This window comes from Dactylosporangium vinaceum (assembly GCF_019904175.1).
Taxonomy (GTDB): Bacteria; Actinomycetota; Actinomycetes; order Mycobacteriales; family Micromonosporaceae; genus Dactylosporangium; species Dactylosporangium vinaceum.
In genome coordinates this window covers 11507399-11526303 of record NZ_CP061913.1, presented here as the reverse complement: position 1 = coordinate 11526303, position 18905 = coordinate 11507399, and the positions used below count along the sequence as shown (strand labels likewise).

Genomic DNA, 18905 nt, shown 5'->3' with positions numbered 1-18905 from the left:
TACACCTGTGCGAGGGGTGCGGTGTACCCGTGAGCGTCCGGGACGGCCGGACGATCACGGGTGCAGCAGTCGCCCGGTCCGCACGTTGTAGGCGGTCATTCCGGCGGCCAGGGCCGCCGCGACACCGGCGTCCGCGTCCTCGTAGACCAGGCAGCGGCCTGGAGGCGTCTGCAGTCGCTGGGCGGCGAGCAGGAAGATGTCCGGCGCGGGCTTGCCCCGGCCAGCCGGCACGTCGCTCCAGGTGACGACGGCGTCGAACAGGTCGGCGAGGCCGGTCGCGGTGAGCCCGGCCGTGATCGTGTCGGTGGAGGCGTTGGAGCCGATCGCGGTGCGCTGGCCACGGTCGCGTGCGGCCCGAGCGATCTGCACGTAGGTGTCGACGACGACAAGCTGCGCGGCAGCGGCGATGACGTTCGCCCGGCACCGGGCGATGATCGCCTCGATCGGTGCGGGCAACGGCCCGAACTGCTGCTCCCACAGCACCAGCAGGTCCGGTGACGCGATCGCCTGCCGCGGCCAGTACCAGCCGGGGTCGAGGGTGACACCGACCCCGTCGAGTGCTTGTGCGAGACCGCGGTAGCAGACCTCGCGGGAGTCCACGAGCGTGCCGTCCCAGTCGAAGATCAGCGCCTCGAAACCAGCACCGTCGGGTACGTCGGCCGGCGCTGCAGCGCGGCCGGCGTTCACCCAGGGAGGCTGCTGCGTCATACCGGGAAGGACAGCAGGAACGCCTCGATCGCGTCGGTGTCGGTGAGGTCCGGCCACGCGGTGACGGCACCGGCGGCGAGCAGCTGCTCGACGGACTCGCCGCCCGAGGCGACGCCGACGGCGTGGGCGCCACCGGTCAGGCCGGTGTTGATGTCGTGGCTGCTGTCGCCGATCACAACCGTGTTGTCGCGGTCGAATACGGTGCCGTACTTCGCCGACGCCCGACGCTGGGCGACGGCGACGAGCTTGGGCCGGTCGGTGTCGTCGTCGCCGTAGGCGCCGGCGTCGAGGTCGACGTAGCGGTCCAGGTCGAATACCTCGAGCTTGATCCGGGCGACCTCGCGGAGGTTGCCGGTCAGCACCGACTGCACCAGCTCGGGCCGGCCGGCGAGCGCGGCGAGGATCTGCTGCGCGCCGGGCAGGACCCGTCCACGTTCGGCCAGGTCGGCGCGGCGCCGGTCGTATTCGGCCGGCAGCGCCGCCTCGTACCGGGACAGGTGCGGCTCGTCCTCGGCGATGCCGTGCAGGCGCAGGGTCGCAGTCAGGATCGACGGCTCCGTCTGCCCGGTCACCTCCGCCTTGTGCACCATCGGGCTACCGGTGGCGGTGCGGAACGCGTTTGCGTACAGCTCGGAGCCCAGCCCACGGGTTTCGATGAGCGTATGGTCGATATCCCAGAGGATCAGCCGACGGCCGGACCCAGAAGCGATCATCCTTCGAGTCTGCCAGGCTGCGCCGAACCTGCACGGGTACAACCGGTCCAGACGGGCGGTGGGGTGACGGTATGGAGATCGACGAGTGGGCGATCGGGCAGCGCATCGCCCAGCACCGGATGCGCCGAGGCCTCACCCAGGAAGAACTCGCCGGGCTGGCCGGTATCTCGCTGTCGATGATGAAGAAGATCGAGTCCGGCGCGCGGACCGTGACCCGCTTCGCGCAACTGGTGCTGTTCGCCCAGATCCTCCGCGTCGCTGATCTGCGGGACCTGACCGGGGTGCCGATGTCGATGCTGCCCGACGCCCGGCGCGGCCATGCGGCGGCTGACAGCGTCCGCACCGCCGTCCTCGAACGCGGCCACGGCACCGAACCGGTGGGGTTGGAGCCGTTGCGGCGCCTCGTCGGCCGCGCTTGGGGTACCTGGCAGGAGCCGTCGAGCTTCCGCTACGACGCGGTCGGGCAGTATCTCACCGAGGTGATCCGCCTCGCCCAGGCGCAGGTCAACACGTCAGCCGGCGAGCAGCGCCGGGAGGCGCTCGCCCTGGCCAGCACCGTCTACCAGCTGGCCCGGACGTGGACCAAACGGGTCGGCGAGTACGACCTGTCCTGGGTCGTCGCCGACCGAGCCGTCACCTGCGCCCTCGACGCCGATGACCCCGATCTGACCGGCGCGGCGGCGTGGAACCTTGCCATGATCCTGTCCGCGCAGGGCAAGACCGAGCAGGCACGCAGTGTCGTCCGTACCGCGATCACGCACCTCGGCGCGCAGCTCGGCGACGCTCCCGCCCCGGGCCGGCTCGCGGTCTTCGGTGGCCTACACCTGCTCGGGGCGACGGAGGCCGCTCGTGAGGACGATGCCCAGGATGCGTGGAACCTGCTGGACACCGCGGCGGCGATCGCTGCTCGCACCGGCGAGACGAACCATCACCGGATGGTGTTCGGGCCGACCAACGTGGCCCTGCACCGGATATCGACTGCAATCGAACTCGGTCGGACCCGCGAAGCCCTCGACCTCGTCGAACGGACCGACGCCCGCAACGCCGCGTCGGTGGAGCGCCGCCTCACCTTCCATATCGACGCCGCTCGCTGCTATGTCCGTCGCGACAACCCTGTTGCCGCTGTGCACATGATGGGCCGCGTGCTGCGCGACTCGCGGGACGAGCTGCGGTTCAACCCGATCGCCCGGGAGACCCTGCGGCAGCTCGGCGCCCGCGGCACTCCGTCGATCCGCGCCGACCTCGACCCGCTGCTCGAAGCGGCCGGTCTGACACCGTAACCCGCCCATAGGCGGTCGAGGGGCACTGGCAGTGTCCCTCCCTCACCGTGCCTGCACCCATCCATCGCCGTACATACGGTCACCAGTGTTCCGCGCGACGCCACCGGCCGACCACCGGGTGGCCGGGGCTGCGGTTCATGGCCGTGAGGAGGTGGATGCGTTGGACACAACGGGATGCGCCATTACGCACGCCGCGCCGTCCACGACGCCGTCCAGGACACCGTCCGAGCCGGGAGCGGCGAGATTCGCCGCGGCGCTGCGAACGTGGCGGTTGGCCCGCGGGCTGTCGCAGACGGCGCTGGCGCAGCAGATCATGTATTCGCGGTCGCTGGTCAACCTGGTCGAGAACGGCTACCGGCGAGCCACCGAGGCGTTTGCTCGTGCTGCCGACGCAGCACTCGACGCGGGTGGGCAACTGCATGCCGTACGGACGACGACCACTGCAGCCGGCCACGTACCGGCAGACCCGACGAGGCGGCGCCAAGAGCCGGACATTCCCCTCGCTGGCACTTGTGCCGAGCAACGCTCGCACCGGGCCCTCGCTGCCCGGATCGACCGGGTGGCTGACCGCCGCGACGATCGTGGGCTCTCGCGCTGGCCGCAGGCTTCGCGACCTGCCGCGACGCGGACGCGTCCGCCACTGACCAGGCGTACCGCGCGTGGCGCTCACACGCGGTACAAGCCCGCGCCCCGCCGCTTGTACCGCGCCGACCTCTGGCGCGCCGACGGCCGCGCCGACCAAATAGACATCGGCGAGTGTGCACGGGCGTCGTCGGTTCATGGCCCGCTCGGGCCTGACTCGGGCGTGGATCGGCCACCGCGCACGCCGCACGGCAGGTGCTGCGGCGAGCAACAGGCGGTGCCCGAGCACCACACCGACGGCCCGGACATCAGCGAGCGGTCGTCACGAGCCAGGCCGCGTGCCGAGCGGTCCGGCAAGCGGTCTGAGGGGGCCGCGCCAGCACGTTGTGACGTCCCGGCCGGGACATCACCACAGACTCAGTACGGGAGGCATGCGGTGGGCGGCTCCACCATCACGTCGTCCCCCACCGGCCGGCGCACGGCCGGTCCCGATGGGCCGTGCGCGCCGTGCACGGTCGGTTCCAGCGCTGTGGCGCGTGTGCTGTGCGATCCCGCCGTTCGGCGCTGCAGACGCCGGCCTAACGGACTCTCGTGGCCCTCCGGTGCCAGCGAAGCCCGCCGATCGGCGCCCCAGCACCTGACGTGGGCAGCCCTCGGTGCGCCTGGGGCACGCGCCGGTGACCGGCTCGACGGTGCCGCGGCCGTCCTGCACGTCGCCGCCCCAACAAGTGATCATGCCGATCCGGAAGAGGTTGTTCTGATGCGCACGGCCGTGTCCGACGCAGCATTTGCAGATCCGTCCGCCGATGTCGTGGACACGGCGCTGTGGCTGCACGGCGCCGAGCTGGTCGAGCGGCATCGCCCTGATCCGGCAACCGGTAGCGGCTGCGTCGAACTGGCGTGCCGAACGGGCGGGCGTGGCACGTGCTGGGTTCGGCCTTTTGCTCGACGGCTGATGGTGGCGAGCAGCGGGGCGTGGGTGCAGCGGTGGACGGCCCGGCATGACGCGCGGTCGTGCGGACTGCCGGTTCCTGACGGAACAGCGGCCGTTCGCCCGGGGGCCACGATGGCCATTCCCGACAGCGATGTCGATGGCGTGGGTCGGCTGCTGGCGGGTGTGCGATGACGCACCACCAGCCGACCGCGGTGTCCCGGCGGCGGGGGTGGCGGCTGCGGGATCGCCGGATCCGGGTCAAGCTGACCTTGATCCTGATGCTGCCGGTCACGGCGGTGCTGGCGTTGTCCGGTGTGATCGCGGCGAGCGTGGCGTCCGGGGCGATGCGCGCTGATCAGGCCCGGCAGGTGGTGGCGCTGGGCGGGATCGCCGGAGAGCTGGCCGGGCAGTTGCAGCTGGAGCGGGCGGGCGCGGCGCTGGTCTTCACCCGCGGCGGTGGGCCGGCGGCGCTGGAGGCGTATCGACAGCGGGCCGTGGCCACGGACACGGCTGTGGGCCGGTTCCGGACGGCTCGGGCGTCGGTGCGGATCCCGGCCGGGCTCGCCGGTCCCGTCGACCGGGTGGAGACGCAGCTGGCGGCGTTGGCCGGGCTGCGGCAGCAGGTGCAGGCGGCGCCGGATGTGCGGGCGAGCCTTGCGCTGTTCCGGTACCGGGCGATCGTCGCGGACCTGATCGCGTATCGGCAGGGGCTGAGCCTGACCGGCGTGGACGCCGCAACCGCGAACAGCCTACGGGCGAGCGCGGCGTTGTCGCAGGCCGTGGAGTCGCTCGGGTTGCTGCAGGTTGCCGGGGTCCGGGCCGTGGATGCCGGCGCGTTGACCCCGGCCGGGCAGCAGGAGGTGCTGGCGGCCGACGCCGGGTTCGTGGAGTCAACACAGGCGTTCCGCGATCTGGCCCCGCCCGGCTGGCGAGGCGCGTTGACCGCCCAGGTCGGCGGTGAGCAGGTGCTGCGGGCGGAGCGGCTGCAGGGTTCGATGGTGCGGGCCGGGCCGGGTGAGGCACTGCGGCTGGAGGTCGACGCGACGGGGTGGGCCGAAACGGTCGGTGCCCGGATGGCCGCGATGCACACCGTCGAAGCGGGTCTGGACGCCGAGCTGCTCGCCGCGGTCACCGCCGAGCGTGATCAGCAGCGTCGCTCGATCGTGCTGCTCGGCGCGGTCGTGCTGGCCGCGCTGGTCGTGGTCTTGGCATTGGCGTGGTGGGTGGCGCGGTCCCTGGCGGCGTCGCTGTCACGGCTGCGGGCCGGCGCGGAGGCCGTCGCCGGGCATCGGCTGCCACGCATGGTGAGTGTGGTGGAGTCCGGTGGATCGGACCCGGCTGCGGCGCGGGAAGCGATGCGGCGGGCGGCGGAGCCGCTGCCGGTGGACGGCCGCGACGAGGTCGGCCAGGTCGCGGCGGCGTTCAACACGGTCGTCGAGGCGGCGGTGCGCATCGCTGGTGAGCAGGTGGCGATCCGAGCGTCGGTCGCGTCGATCTTCGAGGCGCTGTCGTGGCGGTTGCAGCAGCGGGTCGATCGGATGATCGCCAGTCTGGACCGGCTGGAGAAAGACGAGACCGACCCGGACCGCCTCGCCCAGCTGTTCGAGCTCGACCATGTCGCCACCTTGATCCGTCGGCTGATCGCGAGCCTGCAGGTGCTGTCGGGCACCAGCGCGGGCCGCAGCATGCCGCGCGCCGTGCCGCTGCAGGACCTGCTCCGCGCGGCGATGAGCGAGATCGACGACTACCAGCGGGTGGACCTGCTCGCCGCCGACGACGGCGTGAAGATCGCCGCGGACGTCGCGCCGGACCTGGTGCATCTGCTGGCCGAGGTCCTGGACAACGCCGCCAAGTTCTCCCCTCCGGAGACACACGTCGTGATCGAAGGGCGACGGGTCGGCGACCGGCTGCACATCCAGATCCGCGACGACGGGATCGGCATCCGGGTGGAGGACCTGCCCGCGGTACGGCAGCGGGTGGCCCGGCCGGATCTGACCGATCCGCGGACCGCGCAGCAGATGGGCCTGCCGGTCGTGGGACGCATCGCCCAGCGGCACGGCATCGGCGTCGGCGTGCGCTCGGAAGGGCGGGGCACGACCGTCGACATCACCGTCCCGTCCGCCCTGTTCACCACCGCGACCTCAAGGGTCCTTCCGCCGCCCTCGGCAGTGCCGCCAGCGGTCGAGGCCGGCGCGACCAGGGAGTTGCCGGCGGTCGGTCCGCGCCGCCCGCAGGGGCCGCCTCCGGCAGCGTGGCCGCCGATGGAGGCAGCGCCGGTTGCTCCACCGATGAGTTCCGCTGCGGCGACGCCGTCTCTGGCGATCTACGACGAGGTGCGGTCGTGGTTCGTCACCAGCGGTCACGGCGGTGTCGTGTCCTCCCTCGTGCCGCCGGACTGGCAGGCCGCGTCGACGGCGGCGGCGCAGGCCGCCCGTGCCGTACCGGAGCGGACGACAGCGAACGGGCTGCCGGTTCGCCGGTCCGGGCAGCGGCTCATCCCAGCGCTGGCGGCGGCCGGGCAGCCCGAACCGTTGCGGCGCGACCCGGAGGCGGTCCGCCGGCAGGTCAGCGCGTTTCAGACCGGGCTGGTCGCCGCCGGGCGGCGCAGCCACCGGGTCCATGGCCAGATCCACGTCCAGGAGGCAGCACGATGACCCATCCCTATGCCAGCCATTCCCGCGCCGGGGCGCCGGACGCGCCGCGACACGAGTGGGGGTTCCTGCTCGACCAGCTCGCCGCAGTGCACGGTGTCGCGCACGCGGTCGCCGTCTCGTCGGACGGGTTGTGCCTGGCCAGGAGCCAAAGCCTGGAGAAGGACTCCGCTGAGCAGGTCGCCGCGTTCACCACCGGGATCGAGTCGCTGACCCGTGGCATCGCCAAGCTGATGCAAGCCAATCCGGTCGAGCAGGTCGTGGTCGACATGGCCGGTGGCCGGATCGTGGTCATGGCGATCGGCGACGGTTCGATCCTGACCGTGCTGGCCGCCAAGGACGCCGAGATGGGGCAGATCGCCTACGAGATGGCGATGCTGATCAACCGGGTCGGCGCCGTGCTCACACCGCAGCAGCGGGTGCCGCAGCGAGCATGACCAGCCCAGCGCAGCACATGACCAGCACCGTTACCGGCACGCGGCGGGTGACGTCGGCGAAGATCGTCATCGCCGGCGGGTTCGGGGCGGGCAAAACCACGTTCGTCGCGGCGGTCTCGGAGATCACCCCGTTGACGACCGAGGCCGTGCTGACCGGCGCCAGTGTCGGCGTCGATGACACGGCCGCGGTGCCGGACAAGACCACGACCACGGTCGCGATGGACTTCGGCCGGATCAGCATCGACGACGACCTGATCCTGTATCTGTTCGGCACCCCCGGGCAGGACCGGTTCTGGTTCATGTGGGACGAGCTGGTCCAGGGTGCGGTCGGCGCGGTCGTCCTGGCCGACACCCGCCGCATCGAGGACTCCTTCGCCGCCGTCGACTTCTTCACCCATCGGGGCATCGCCTTCGCGGTGGCGTTCAACACCTTCCCCGACGCTCCCGCCTTCAGCGACGACGAACTGCGCGAAGCGCTCGACATCAGCGCTGATGTGCCGGTGCTGCACTGCGACGCCCGAGACCGCGGCCAGGTCCGCGACACGCTGATCGCGCTGGTCGAGCACGTCCTCGCCCGCCGCAATCCCCGGCACGCCGCCGGCGTGCCCTCCTGACCGACCTGCACCGCGAACCCTTCGAAGGAGCACCGTGACCCTGCGACGACACCAACTGCGTACCCGCATCCTGGCGGCGGCTGCCGTACTGGCCCTGACCGCGGCGGCCGGCTGTTCCGGCTCGGCCGCCTCCGGCGACCAGCAGCCCACCGGCGGTCCGCTGAAACTCGGGCTGATCCTGCCGCAGTCCGGGCCGTACAAGTCGATCGGTGACGACATCGGCCGCGGCTGGCAGTTCTACCTCGACACCCACGGCGGCAAGCTCGGCGGGCACGCCGTCGAGGTCGTCACCGCCGACGAGGCCGAAGGCAAGCAGACCGCGATCAACTCGGCGAAGAAGCTGCTGGACAAGGACCGGGTCGTCGCGATCGCCGGGACCGGCACCGCCGACTCCGTCGAGTCGATCAAAACGCTGGTCACCGAGCGGAAGGTGCCGTTCGTCGGCACCGGCGGCCGTCCGTCGACGCTGACGGACCTGAGCTACATCTGGCACACCAGCTGGCTGTCGCGGGAGACCGGGCAGGCGATCGCGCAGCATCTGCGGACCGCCGTCGACGGGACGGTGTACGTGATCGGCCCGGACTACGTCGGCGGGCACGACCAGATCGGCGGGTTCGTCGACGCCTACACCGGCGCCGGCGGCAAGCTCGCCAACGACGACGGCAAACCGGCCTGGACGCCGTGGCCGGCGACCACGAACTTCCTGCCCTACCTGAACAAGGTCCAGACCAGCGGGGCGAAGGCGGTGTACTGCTTCTACGCCGGTACCGCCGCTGTCGACTTCGTCAAGCAGTACGAACAGGCCGGGCTCAAGGGCAAGGTGCCGCTGTACGCGGCCGGGTTCCTCACCGAAGGCGCCGTCCTGGCCGCGCAGGGCCCGGCCGCCGACGGGGTGCGGACCGTCCTGAACTACGCCGCCAACGTCGACAACGCCGCCAACCGGTCCTTCGCACCGGCGTTTCAGGCCAAGTACTCGGCCGCGCCGAACATCTACAACGTCACCGGCTACGACGCCGCGCTCGTGTTCGACCTTGCCATCGCCGCTGCCGGTGACACGCCGACCAGCCAGAGCATCAACACCGCGATCGGCAAGCTCGGCGCGATCGACTCCCCGCGCGGCAGCTGGCGGTTCGGGACCGCGCACTCGCCGATCCAGCCCTGGTACCTGCGCGAGGTGCAGAACGACGGCCGGGCCCGCGCCAACGTCGTCGTGCAGAACCTGACCACGCTCGGCAGCTGAATCCCTTCAACGCTCACCGTCCCTCTCACCGTTTCGGAGACCAGCCATGACCATGACCACGATGTCCGGCGCGCCCACGGTCCCGCCGGGCCGCTACACCTTCGACAACGCCACCCCCGACGCCGCGCAGCAGGTCCGGCTCCTCGCCGAGATCCTCGACGCGCACACCACCGACGTGCTGGCGCTGCAGGGCGTCGAGGCCGGCTGGGCCTGCCTGGACCTCGGCGCCGGCGGCGGCACCGTCGCGACCTGGCTGGCTGACCAGGTCAGCCCGTCCGGGCTCGTCGTCGCCGTCGACCAAGACCCGAGGCACATCCGCACCCACGACCTGATCAACGTCGTCAAGGCCGACCTCACCGTCGCTGACCTCGGCAAGGAGCTCTACGACCTGGTCCACGCCCGGCTGCTGCTCATGCACCTGCCACAGCGTGAGGAGGTGCTGCGGCGGGCTGCGGCGGCGCTCAAGCCGGGCGGGGTGCTGGTCGTGTCGGACTGGGACTGCCGCCGCCTGGACGAGATGCTGCTGCGGTCCACCGCCGAGGTCGCTGCGGCGTTCCTGGCGTTCCAGACGGCGCTCGTGGGTCTGGCGGTGGACAACGGCGCCTCCGCGGAGTGGGCCAACCGCATCCCCCTCGCGATGACCGACGCCGGCCTCGTCGACGTGACCGCCCGCGTCCACAACGAGCTGTGGCAGGGCGGCACTGCGGGTTGCCTGCTGCACGCGAGCAACAGCCGACAGATGGAGGCCGCACTGCTCGGCCGTGGTGTGACCGCCGAGCAGCTCGCCGTACTCCGCGACGGGATGCAGGACCCGGCCACCTTCGCCTGGTCCTACCCGATGGTCACCGCCGTCGGTCGCCGCCCGGAGCGCTGACCCCGCGACACGACCGCACACAGCCACGGCACGGACCACGGCACAGGGCACGGCACAGGGCACGGCACGCATGAGGCGACAGGGAACGGAGGTGCGAGGCAGATGGGGACGGTCGCGGTGACCGGGCTGGACGGGGTCGCGTTCGGGCTGCTGCTGTTCACGGTGGCCGCCGGCCTCGCGCTGATCTTCGGCGTGATGGACGTGCTCAACCTCGCGCACGGCACGCTGTACCTGGCCGGGGCGTACCTGGCGTATCTGCTCACCGACGGAAGCATGGCGGGGCTACTCGCCGCGGTCGCGGTCGGTGCGGCGGCCGGGGCGAGCGGCGGCGCCGTCCTGGCCGGGTTGCTGCGCCCGCTGCGCCGCGGCGACCACCTCGACCAGGCCCTCGTGACGCTCGGGATCGCGTTCCTGGCCGCGGACGGGTTCACCACCGTGTTCGGGGCGGTGCCGCTGCCCACCGATCCGCCGCAGGTGCTCACCGGCCGGGTCGACGTCGCCGGACACGGCTATCCGATCTACCGGCTGGTGTTCATCGCCGTCGCCGCCGGGATCGCGGTCGTACTGCACCTGACGTTGCGGCACACGACGGCGGGGCTGATGCTCCGTGCGACCGTCACCGACCCCGCCATGGCCGCCGCGACCGGCATCCGCACCGGCGCCGTCCGCGTCGCCGCGCTCGCCGCGGGGGGAGCGCTCGCCGTCACCGCCGGGGTCCTCGGCGCGCCGCTGCTCGGTCCCGCTCCCGGCGTCGACACGACCGTGCTCATCCTGTCCCTCATCGTCGTGGTCCTCGGCGGTGCTGGCTCGATGCCGCACACGCTGGCCGCAGCGTTGCTCGTCGGGCAGGTGCAGACCGTCGGGGTCCTCGCCGCGCCGCAGGCCGCGCCGTTCGTGCTGTTCGGCGCGCTGCTCATCGTGCTGCTGATCCGCGGCCGTGGCGCCGCCGCACCCGCCGCGAGGACCGCGTGAACGCCCCGGCCGCCACCGCACACTCCACCGACCGCCCGCGGGCCGGCGCCGGGCGGGTGGGCCGGGCACGGGTCGGCGCGTTGAGCCTCGTGGTGGCAGCCGCCGTCGGGTTGCCGTGGGTCGCCGACGCCTACACCGTCGCTCTCGCCTCGACCGCGGTCGTCTTCGCCGTCCTCGCCCTGTCCACGCAACTGCTCGTCGGGGTCGCCGGCCTGCCCGCGTTCGGGCAGGCGGCCTACCTCGGCATCGGCGCCTACACCGCCGCGCTGCTCGCCCGGGCCGGGGTCGGCGATGCGCTGGTGCAGCTCGCCGCCGCGACCGCCGCCGGCGCGGTCGCGGCGGCGGTCACCGCGCCGCTGGTGCTGCGCACCCGCGCGACCGCGTTGCTGATGACGACGTTCGCGGTGCAGAGCCTCACCGCGACCGGTGCGGCGCAATGGCGGTCGCTGACCGGCGGCGACGACGGCCTGCACACCCCACCCGTCAAGCTGCCGGGCGTCGGCGCGGTGACCGGCGCCGCCGGCGTCTACTGGTACGTCCTGGCCGTGCTGCTGCTGGCCGGTGCCGCCGTGGCGGTGCTGCTGCGCTCCCGGCTCGGCCTGGTACTGCGCGGCTGCGCCGGGCACGAACCTCGGATGGCCGCGCTCGGGCATCCGGTCACCGCCGAGCTCGCCACCGGCTACACCAGCGCCGGCGCCCTGGCTGGGGGCGCCGGGGCGCTGCTCGTCGCCGTCAACCGGTACGTGTCCCCGGCCGACATGGGCTTCGACGTCGCGGCGTTGAGCCTGCTCGCCGCCGCGATCGGTGCCGGCACCATGACCGGTGCGGTGGCCGGCGCCGCCGTCATCGTCGCGACCCGGGATCTGCTCGGCGGGATGACCAGCGGCCACGGCGTCGCGCTGCTCGGCGTGCTGTTCCTGGCCGTCGCGTACACCCGGCCGTTGCTGCGCACCGCAGGCACCGCAGCCACGCACCGGCCCGGGGTCCTGCGCAGGTGGTGGCCGTGACCGTGCCGCTGCTGCACCTGGACCGGGTAAGCCGACGCTACGGCGGCCTGCTGGCCCTGCACGAGCTCGACCTCACCATCCCGGCCGGGGCCCGGCACGCGATCATCGGCGCCAACGGCGCCGGCAAGAGCACCCTGTTCCACCTCATCGCGGGCACCGTCCGCCCCACCAACGGCAGGATCACCTTCGACGGCGTCGACGTGACCGCGAGCGGTGCCGCCGCCCGCGCCCGCCTCGGTGTCGGGCGCACCTTCCAGCACCCCGCCGTCGTGGACACGCTGACTGCCGCCGCCAACGTCGAACTCGCCCTCACCCGCCGCCTGCAAGGTCCGCGGCCGGGCCGCCGCCGCGACGAGGCCGCCGCCGTCTTGGACGCCGCCGACCTGAGCGAGCATGCCGCAACACCGGCGGGCGAGCTGCCGTACGGACTGCGCCGCCGGCTGGAACTCACCGTCGCCGTCGCCGCCCAGCCACGACTGCTGCTGCTCGACGAACCCTCAGCCGGCCTGGACCCGCAGGAGGTCACCCGGCTCACCGCCACCATCCGGGCGCTGCCCGCCGACCTCACCGTGCTGCTCATCGACCACCACCTCGACCTCGTCTGGGACCTCGCCGACACCGTCACCGTCCTGCACCACGGCCGGCACCTGACCACCGGTCCGGTCCACGCCGTGCGGACCGACCCGGACGTGCACGCCGCCTACCTCACCGCACCCGTCACCGCCGCCCGCGGCGACGAACCGGCCCCTCGCACAGCCACCGCCGCGGCCATCACCAACCGCCGCACACCACCATCACTGCTGCAGGTTCGCGGCCTGCGCGCCGGCTACCAGGGCGCGGCCGTCCTGCACGACATCACCTTCGACGTGCCGGCCGGGGCGGTCGTGGCGGTCCTCGGCCGCAACGGCGCCGGCAAAACCACCATGCTCAACGCCGTCGCCGGCCTACACCCGCGCCACCCGAATAGCCAAGTCCACCTCGACGCGACACCCCTGCCCGGGCGGCCCGATCAGGCCGCGCGAGCCGGAATCGGCATCGTTCCGCAAGGCAGGCGCCTGTTCGACCTCACCGTCAGCGAGCACCTCACCCTCGCCGCCGCCACGGCCCGACGCCGCAGCACCGACACCAGTGCAGCACCGACATGGACCCGCGACGACCTCCTCGGCATGTTCCCGCCCCTCGCCGCCCGGCTGGCACAGCCCGCTGCCCGGCTCTCCGGCGGCGAACAACAGATGCTCGCCCTGGCCCGCGCCCTGCTCGGCCGGCCCCGACTGCTGCTGCTCGACGAACCCACTGAAGGGCTCGCCCCCGCTGTCGTCGCGGACCTCGCCACCGCCATCGGGCAGATCGCCGCCGGCGGCGTCACCGTCCTGCTCGCCGAACAGCACCAGCCGTTCGCCCTGCACACCGCCGAGCACGTGCTGGTCCTTGACCGCGGGCGGATCGTCCTGGACACCCCGGCCACCACCGTCGACGACCCGGCCGTCCGCACCCGGCTCGACCAGGCGCTCGGCGTCGCAGCCCGGAGCAGCCGATGAACGTCCCGCAGATCTGCACCGCACTGCCCGGCGAGGCCGAACTCGTCGGCTACACCATCCTCGCCGCCACGGCCGGGCATCCGCTACGGCAGTGGCTGCTCGGCGACGCGACCGAGTACCAGCTCCGCGCCGACATCACCGCCGTCGCCCGGCACGCCATCGCCTGCGGAGCCGTCGACTGGTGCGACGACCGCTCCGCGGTCGCGGTGTGGCTGCAGCAGCCCGCCGCTGGCGGTTGGCCGCCGCTCGGCGCGTCGGGCGGGTTCGCTCCCGACACCGCCTACATCCACCGCATCACCACCCTGGCCGCGACCCTGCCACCGGTCGGGCGACCAGGCGAGCCGCAGGCGACGGCCGGAGACGCGTTCTGGCAGCTCCTGCTCGTCGCCGTCGAACCCGGGATCCGCCGCATCGGCCGCGCCAGCGCCCTACTGGCCCACCGCCACGCCGCCGACGACCGGGCCGGCGCCGCCGCCACCGCGTACGCCTTCGACGAGCCGACCGTTCGCCTGCTTGAGCGCCACGGCTACCGGCCCGCCCAGCAGGCAGTCGTCGCCGGTGCCCACCCGTGCTGGATCATGCTGCGCCCGCCCCGAGCGGGTGCCCGCACCGGATCGGCACCGGCATGACAGCGACCCGCCCGATCAGCCCGATCGGCACCGCTCGCGAGCGGCTGGTCGGCGCCGCCGTCCGCGGCGACGGGCCCGTCCTCGACGAGCGGCCCAGCCCGGCCCGGATCCTCGACTTCCTCCGCGGCGGCGCGCACACCTTCGCCGACGACCGGACGGTCGGCGCGGCGATCCTGCGCGCCGCACCGCAGCTGCGGACCGCCCTGCACGCCGAATGGACCTTCCGCCGCCATCTCGTGCTGCGCGCCATCGCCGGCGGCGTCAGCGAGATCCTCGAGCTGGGTGCCGGCATGGCGGTCCCGAACGCTGTGGCCGGCGTCGACCACCGCCACATCCCGCCCGGTGTGCGGGTCGTTGCTGTCGACGCCGACCCGGTCGCCGTGGAGCAGCAGCGGCTCGTGCACGCCGACCGGCCCGACGTCACGGTCGTGCACGCCGACCCCGGCCACCCCGAGACGCTGCTCGACCTGGCCGGACAGACCCTCACCCTGCGGGAACCGGTCCTGGCGCTGTGCCTCGGCGTGCTGCACCACCTGCCCGACACCGCCGCGAGCCGGCTGCTCGCCGTGCTGAGCAGCCGGCTGCCCGCGGGCAGCCGGCTGGTGATCTCGCACCTGGTCACCGACGACCAGCCCGCCGCCACGGCCGCCTCGCTGACCCGTCTGTACGCCGGCACCAGCCAGCCGCTGTACCTGCGCACCCGCCGGCAGTTCCGCACGCTGCTGCACACCGCCGGCCTGACCGGCATCACCCCACCGCGGCGACGCCGGACCCGCGGCGGCGGTCGCGGGATGCTGGCCCTGGCGGCCCCGCACATCCCCGGCCGGCTCGCCTCCGGCGTCGCCGAGGGACGGCCGGCGTGAGCGTCGACGAGGAGATCCGGGCGCTGCTGTCCAGGGCCGCCGAGCACGACGCCGCCGGCGACCTGGCCGCCGCTGCAGACGTGCTCGGCTGGGCCCGGCAGCAGCTCGACAGCCCCAGCGACGGCTCCAGCGCAAGCGCCGTCACCGACCCGTTGCTGGCCGCGGTCGTCACCTGGCGCCACGCCGACCTGCTGTGCCGCAACGGTGACCTCGACACCGCCTACCGGCTGGCCCGGCACCTCGTCGACGACCTCGCCGCCACCTACGGCCCGCGCCACCCGGCGGCGCTCCGCGCCACCGGCGTCCTCGGCCGGATTCTGCACGCCCAGGGCCGCCTCGACGACGCCGACCGGCTCTACCGCGTCGTCCTCGGCGGCGCCACCGACGACGCCGACCTGGCCGGGTGGGCCGTGCGCCTGGCCCGCGCCGACCGCGCCCAGCTCATCGCCGACCGCGGCGACCCGGGCCGGGCCGTGCCGCTGCTGAGCGCCGCCGTCGCCGCGCTGCACGGCCCGACCCGCCAGCACACCGCGGTCGCCGCCCGCTACAGCCTGCACCTCGCCGCGCTGCACGACCGGCTCGGCACCCCCGCCGCTGCGGCCGACGTCCTCGACGACGCCGCCGCCGAGGCCCATAGCGTCTTCGGTCCGGACCACCCCCTGACCGCCCACGTCGAGCGCCTGCTCACCAGCTACACCACGCCCGCCACGGCATCGAAGCCCAGACACGACCCGGCCGGGCGTGCGGCGCCGACCCGCGACCGCGGGCCAGACAGCCCAGGACAGCGGGCGGTGCCCCCACCCGCCGCGCCGGACCCACAGCGGCGCCAACGACCGCGGTGGCACACCCGGGCGATGATCGCCGTCGCTGCCCTCGTCGTGGTCTCCGTCGTGGCCCTCGCCGCCAGTGCCTGGAGCGTGCCGGGCGCGGCGGTCGACGACCGGCGGGCGCATCCGGCCACGCCCACCGCAGCCGGACCGACCGGCGGCCAACCGCCGGCGAGTTCCGCACCGAGCGCATCGGCGAGATCGGCGGCTGCCTCGCCGGCGGCGCCGCAGCAGATCCGGCTCGTTCGCAACCCGCCAACCACCCTCACCGTGGCCTGGCGTGACCCGACCGCCAGCAGCCCGGCGCTGCTGCGCCTCACCCGCTCCGACGGCGGTGCCGTCGCCGACACCACGACGCCGGCCGGCACCACCGAACACCAGTTCACGGGGCTGCACCGCACCCGCGAGTATTGCGTCCGGATCGCGCTGGTCTACAGCACCAACCTGACCGTCGCCGCCGCACCGGCATGCACCCAGCCGCCCGGCTCGACGTCCGCTGCCACGGCCGCAGCAACCTCGCCAGCAGCGGTCACACCGGCCGCGTACCGGCCCAGCGGCACGCCCCGCCGCCGGCATCCCACCCGCTGCGCACCCTGGCCCGTTCTGCGGCGCCGACACCGGCGAGGCCAGCACCCGACCGCATCGGACTCGGCGGCGACGACTGACGGGCCGACCGCGGCGCAGCCCGGACCACGCACCCCCGATGTGCGAGGACGGCGACGTCCGATCACCGCTCCCGGCGCGCGAGCCGCCATCTGCTGCTGCCCGTCGGGCCGTTGCGCCGCGACGGACGCCTCCGCCGTCCTGCACCCGCCCGACCGAGCCGCCGTCTGGCGTGACCTCCTGCCCTGACCCGCTACGACGGCGATCCGAGACCCACCCCGCGACCTCACACGACCTGCTGAACGGAACGGATCATGACCCAACCGGACACCACCGCTTCGCCGACTGATCCTCCGTCGGCCGACTCGTTGGCGCAGAACAGTGCACGGCCGGGTGCGCCGGCCGCGGACACCCGCGCGTCCGAGACCTCGGCAATCGACTCGACGCGTCCGCATCCGGCCCGCCGGTACAACTACTGGCTCGGCGGCAAGGACAACTTCGCCGCTGACCGCGACTCCGGCGATGAGGTGACGAAGGTGTTCCCGCACGTCGCCGTGGCCGCGCGGGAGAACCGGGCCTTCCTGCAGCGTGTCGTCACGCACCTGGTCAGGGACCTCGGCATCACGCAGTTCCTCGACATCGGCACCGGCCTGCCGACCGCCGACAACACCCACGAGATCGCGCAGCGTATCCACCCTGCCGCCCGCATCGTCTACGTCGACAACGATCCCCTCGTCCTGGTCCACGCACGGGCGTTGCTCACCGGTCACCCGGACGGGCAGACCGTCTACGTCGACGCGGACCTGCGCAACGCCGCCGCCCTGCTCCAAGATTCGCAGCTGCGCGCGACAGTGCGCTGGGACGAGCCCGTCGGGCTGCTCCTCATCGCCGTCCTGCACTTCCTCACCGACGCCGACGAACCCAGGCGGCAGATCAGGGCGCTGATCGAAGCGATGCCCGCCGGCAGCTACGTCGCGCTGTCCCATGCAACCAGCGACTTCTTCGACCCGGACACCACGGCGATGCTGGCCGCGATGGCCGCCAGCGGCGCCCATGGACCGTACCGGGCCCGGACCCGCGAGGAGGTCGAAGCGCTCGTTGCCGGCCTCGAACTCGTCGAGCCGGGAATCGTACCGGTCAGCCAGTGGCGGCCCGACGGACCCGACGACCAGGTCATCCCGCCGGAACAGACCGGCTGCTACGGCCTGCTCGCCCGGATCCGGTAGCTGAACCGCAGCGGACGATCGAGCGCACTTCGGCGCGACGCCAGCCCTCGGCACACACCCGTTCGTGGCTCCGGCCCGGACCAGCGCAACCTGCCGGCGGCGGACAGGGCGTGAGCCGGCCGCGCCGACGCCCGCCCCTCGACACCCGGCACCACCAAGCGGTGCCGGGCCGCAACACCACACCACGGAAGAGAAAGGTCTCGATGAAACTCCTCACACGGTCGACGATCATGGCGGTGACCCTCGGCGTCGTTGTCGCCGCCGGGTCCGCGCCAGCCGCTGCGATCGTCGGCGGGCGCGACGCCACCCAGGTCTATCCCGGCATGGCGGCGCTGTCCGTCGAGTACCCGGGCCTGGGCACCGCCAAGTGCGGCGCCGCGCTCATCACCCCTCGCCTGCTGCTGACCGCGGCGCACTGCGTCTCCGACCAGCGGGTGGCGCCGACGCCCGTCGCCGCACCTGGCGGAAACGTCACCGCCCGCATCGGTTCCAACGACCGCACCACCGGCGGTGTCGTCGTCACCGGCAAGCAGGTCTACCTCCACCCGGACTGGATGTGGGGCGCACAAGCCGGTGCGCCGGTGTCCGACCTCGCCCTCGTCGAGCTGACCGGCCCGGTACCGGCACGGCTCATGCCCGTCGCTTTCCGGCAGGCCGACACCACGCCGCGGCGGCTCATCGGCTGGGGCCTGACCGCGTACCCACCGCCGCCGGGAACCACGATCCCGACCCTCCTGCAGCAGCGCGACACCACCCGCCTGCCCACCACCTCCTGCGCTGGCGGGTTCATCGGCGCAGGTGAACTGTGCCTCGGCGCCGGCGCGTGCTTCGGCGACTCCGGCGGCCCAGCACTGCAGCCCACCGCCGGCGGCCACTACAACGCGCGCAGATGGGCGTCCGTCGGGATCGCGAGCCGAGAGACCAGCGAAGCCGACCCCTGCAACGGGCCGGATGTCTACACCGACATCACCTACCACCCGTTCCAGATCTGGATCGCCACGATGATCGTCAAGCCAAAGCTCCAGCCGTGCACCTGCCCACCGGTGCAAACCTTCGGCGCACCCGACGCCACCCGGATGAACCTGCTCAGGCCGTACATCGTCGCCTGACCCGCGCACCTGGGACGAGCACTGACGCAAGGCTCGGTCCGGCCGCCGACCGGCTCGGACGCGACGCCGGTCGGGACCGGACCGAGCCTGCGCACGAT

The 18905-nt window shown here is 73.2% G+C and carries 17 protein-coding genes and 1 pseudogene; 16 read left to right on the top strand and 2 right to left on the bottom strand.

Translation table 11 applies throughout. The annotated features are described in order from the left end of the window. Window positions 1–54: 54 nt before the first annotated feature. Together Dvina_RS51890 and Dvina_RS51885 are read right to left on the bottom strand one after the other, a co-directional pair. The gene (locus Dvina_RS51890; protein ID WP_223099611.1) at window positions 55–708 is read right to left on the bottom strand and encodes an HAD family hydrolase; all 654 of its coding nucleotides are present in this window, start codon (window positions 706–708) and stop codon (window positions 55–57) included. Then, window positions 705–1421, bottom strand: a complete 717-nt coding sequence (locus Dvina_RS51885; protein WP_223099609.1) for a haloacid dehalogenase-like hydrolase — start codon at window positions 1419–1421, stop codon at window positions 705–707. The genes Dvina_RS51890 and Dvina_RS51885 overlap by 4 nt, the downstream gene beginning before the upstream one ends. Before the next feature lie 71 nt (window positions 1422–1492). On the opposite strand from Dvina_RS51885, the gene Dvina_RS51880 reads away from it, so the two are divergent. From Dvina_RS51880 to Dvina_RS51810, 16 genes and pseudogenes are all read left to right on the top strand, one after another. Next, a complete protein-coding gene (locus Dvina_RS51880) occupies window positions 1493–2701 on the top strand; it encodes a helix-turn-helix domain-containing protein (protein ID WP_223099607.1) in 1209 nt (402 codons plus the stop codon). 31 nt (window positions 2702–2732) lie between these two features. Next, window positions 2733–3062, top strand: a pseudogene (locus Dvina_RS55915) (helix-turn-helix domain-containing protein); the annotation flags it as partial. Between the two features lie 981 nt (window positions 3063–4043). Continuing rightward, a complete protein-coding gene (locus Dvina_RS55025) occupies window positions 4044–4409 on the top strand; it encodes a hypothetical protein (RefSeq protein WP_246655876.1) in 366 nt (121 codons plus the stop codon). Beyond that, window positions 4406–6871: a sensor histidine kinase gene (locus Dvina_RS51870; protein WP_223099603.1), complete on the top strand. Its 2466-nt coding sequence runs from the start codon at window positions 4406–4408 to the stop codon at window positions 6869–6871. Before Dvina_RS55025 ends, Dvina_RS51870 begins: the two co-directional genes overlap by 4 nt. Continuing rightward, on the top strand, window positions 6868–7305 hold the full coding sequence (locus tag Dvina_RS51865) for a roadblock/LC7 domain-containing protein (protein ID WP_223099601.1): 438 nt from the start codon (window positions 6868–6870) through the stop codon (window positions 7303–7305). Before Dvina_RS51870 ends, Dvina_RS51865 begins: the two co-directional genes overlap by 4 nt. A gap of 17 nt (window positions 7306–7322) precedes the next feature. Then, window positions 7323–7919, top strand: coding sequence for a GTP-binding protein (locus Dvina_RS51860; protein WP_223099599.1), 597 nt, complete (start codon window positions 7323–7325; stop codon window positions 7917–7919). 34 nt (window positions 7920–7953) lie between these two features. Further along, a complete protein-coding gene (locus Dvina_RS51855) occupies window positions 7954–9159 on the top strand; it encodes an ABC transporter substrate-binding protein (RefSeq protein WP_223099597.1) in 1206 nt (401 codons plus the stop codon). Between the two features lie 46 nt (window positions 9160–9205). Next, window positions 9206–10033, top strand: a complete 828-nt coding sequence (locus Dvina_RS51850) for a class I SAM-dependent methyltransferase (protein WP_223099595.1) — start codon at window positions 9206–9208, stop codon at window positions 10031–10033. Between the two features lie 102 nt (window positions 10034–10135). Then, window positions 10136–11005, top strand: a complete 870-nt coding sequence (locus Dvina_RS51845) for a branched-chain amino acid ABC transporter permease (RefSeq protein WP_223099593.1) — start codon at window positions 10136–10138, stop codon at window positions 11003–11005. Further along, window positions 11002–12012, top strand: coding sequence for a branched-chain amino acid ABC transporter permease (locus Dvina_RS51840; RefSeq protein WP_246655875.1), 1011 nt, complete (start codon window positions 11002–11004; stop codon window positions 12010–12012). Before Dvina_RS51845 ends, Dvina_RS51840 begins: the two co-directional genes overlap by 4 nt. Next, complete coding sequence (locus tag Dvina_RS51835; protein ID WP_223099591.1) at window positions 12009–13550, top strand: ATP-binding cassette domain-containing protein; 1542 nt, start codon at window positions 12009–12011, stop codon at window positions 13548–13550. Before Dvina_RS51840 ends, Dvina_RS51835 begins: the two co-directional genes overlap by 4 nt. Continuing rightward, window positions 13547–14179, top strand: a complete 633-nt coding sequence (locus Dvina_RS51830; RefSeq protein ID WP_223099589.1) for a hypothetical protein — start codon at window positions 13547–13549, stop codon at window positions 14177–14179. The genes Dvina_RS51835 and Dvina_RS51830 overlap by 4 nt, the downstream gene beginning before the upstream one ends. Beyond that, complete coding sequence (locus Dvina_RS51825) at window positions 14176–15042, top strand: SAM-dependent methyltransferase (protein ID WP_223099587.1); 867 nt, start codon at window positions 14176–14178, stop codon at window positions 15040–15042. The genes Dvina_RS51830 and Dvina_RS51825 overlap by 4 nt, the downstream gene beginning before the upstream one ends. Next, window positions 15039–16721, top strand: coding sequence for a tetratricopeptide repeat protein (locus Dvina_RS51820; RefSeq protein ID WP_223099585.1), 1683 nt, complete (start codon window positions 15039–15041; stop codon window positions 16719–16721). The genes Dvina_RS51825 and Dvina_RS51820 overlap by 4 nt, the downstream gene beginning before the upstream one ends. A 65-nt stretch (window positions 16722–16786) precedes the next feature. Further along, window positions 16787–17698 carry an SAM-dependent methyltransferase gene (locus Dvina_RS51815; protein WP_223099583.1) on the top strand — a complete coding sequence of 304 codons (912 nt, stop codon included), beginning with the start codon at window positions 16787–16789 and terminating at the stop codon, window positions 17696–17698. Between the two features lie 203 nt (window positions 17699–17901). Next, window positions 17902–18807, top strand: coding sequence for a S1 family peptidase (locus Dvina_RS51810; RefSeq protein WP_223099581.1), 906 nt, complete (start codon window positions 17902–17904; stop codon window positions 18805–18807). Window positions 18808–18905: the final 98 nt, after the last annotated feature.

What these genes read in the sequence shown, in the direction of transcription:
- Dvina_RS51890 (WP_223099611.1), bottom strand. Translation starts at nt 708, where the DNA reads ATGACGCAGCAGCCTCCCTGGGTGAACGCCGGCCGCGCTGCAGCGCCG.
- Dvina_RS51885 (WP_223099609.1), bottom strand. Translation starts at nt 1,421, where the DNA reads ATGATCGCTTCTGGGTCCGGCCGTCGGCTGATCCTCTGGGATATCGAC.
- Dvina_RS51880 (WP_223099607.1), top strand. Translation starts at nt 1,493, where the DNA reads ATGGAGATCGACGAGTGGGCGATCGGGCAGCGCATCGCCCAGCACCGG.
- Dvina_RS55025 (WP_246655876.1), top strand. Translation starts at nt 4,044, where the DNA reads ATGCGCACGGCCGTGTCCGACGCAGCATTTGCAGATCCGTCCGCCGAT.
- Dvina_RS51870 (WP_223099603.1), top strand. Translation starts at nt 4,406, where the DNA reads ATGACGCACCACCAGCCGACCGCGGTGTCCCGGCGGCGGGGGTGGCGG.
- Dvina_RS51865 (WP_223099601.1), top strand. Translation starts at nt 6,868, where the DNA reads ATGACCCATCCCTATGCCAGCCATTCCCGCGCCGGGGCGCCGGACGCG.
- Dvina_RS51860 (WP_223099599.1), top strand. Translation starts at nt 7,323, where the DNA reads ATGACCAGCACCGTTACCGGCACGCGGCGGGTGACGTCGGCGAAGATC.
- Dvina_RS51850 (WP_223099595.1), top strand. Translation starts at nt 9,206, where the DNA reads ATGACCATGACCACGATGTCCGGCGCGCCCACGGTCCCGCCGGGCCGC.
- Dvina_RS51845 (WP_223099593.1), top strand. Translation starts at nt 10,136, where the DNA reads ATGGGGACGGTCGCGGTGACCGGGCTGGACGGGGTCGCGTTCGGGCTG.
- Dvina_RS51830 (WP_223099589.1), top strand. Translation starts at nt 13,547, where the DNA reads ATGAACGTCCCGCAGATCTGCACCGCACTGCCCGGCGAGGCCGAACTC.
- Dvina_RS51825 (WP_223099587.1), top strand. Translation starts at nt 14,176, where the DNA reads ATGACAGCGACCCGCCCGATCAGCCCGATCGGCACCGCTCGCGAGCGG.
- Dvina_RS51815 (WP_223099583.1), top strand. Translation starts at nt 16,787, where the DNA reads ATGACCCAACCGGACACCACCGCTTCGCCGACTGATCCTCCGTCGGCC.
- Dvina_RS51810 (WP_223099581.1), top strand. Translation starts at nt 17,902, where the DNA reads ATGAAACTCCTCACACGGTCGACGATCATGGCGGTGACCCTCGGCGTC.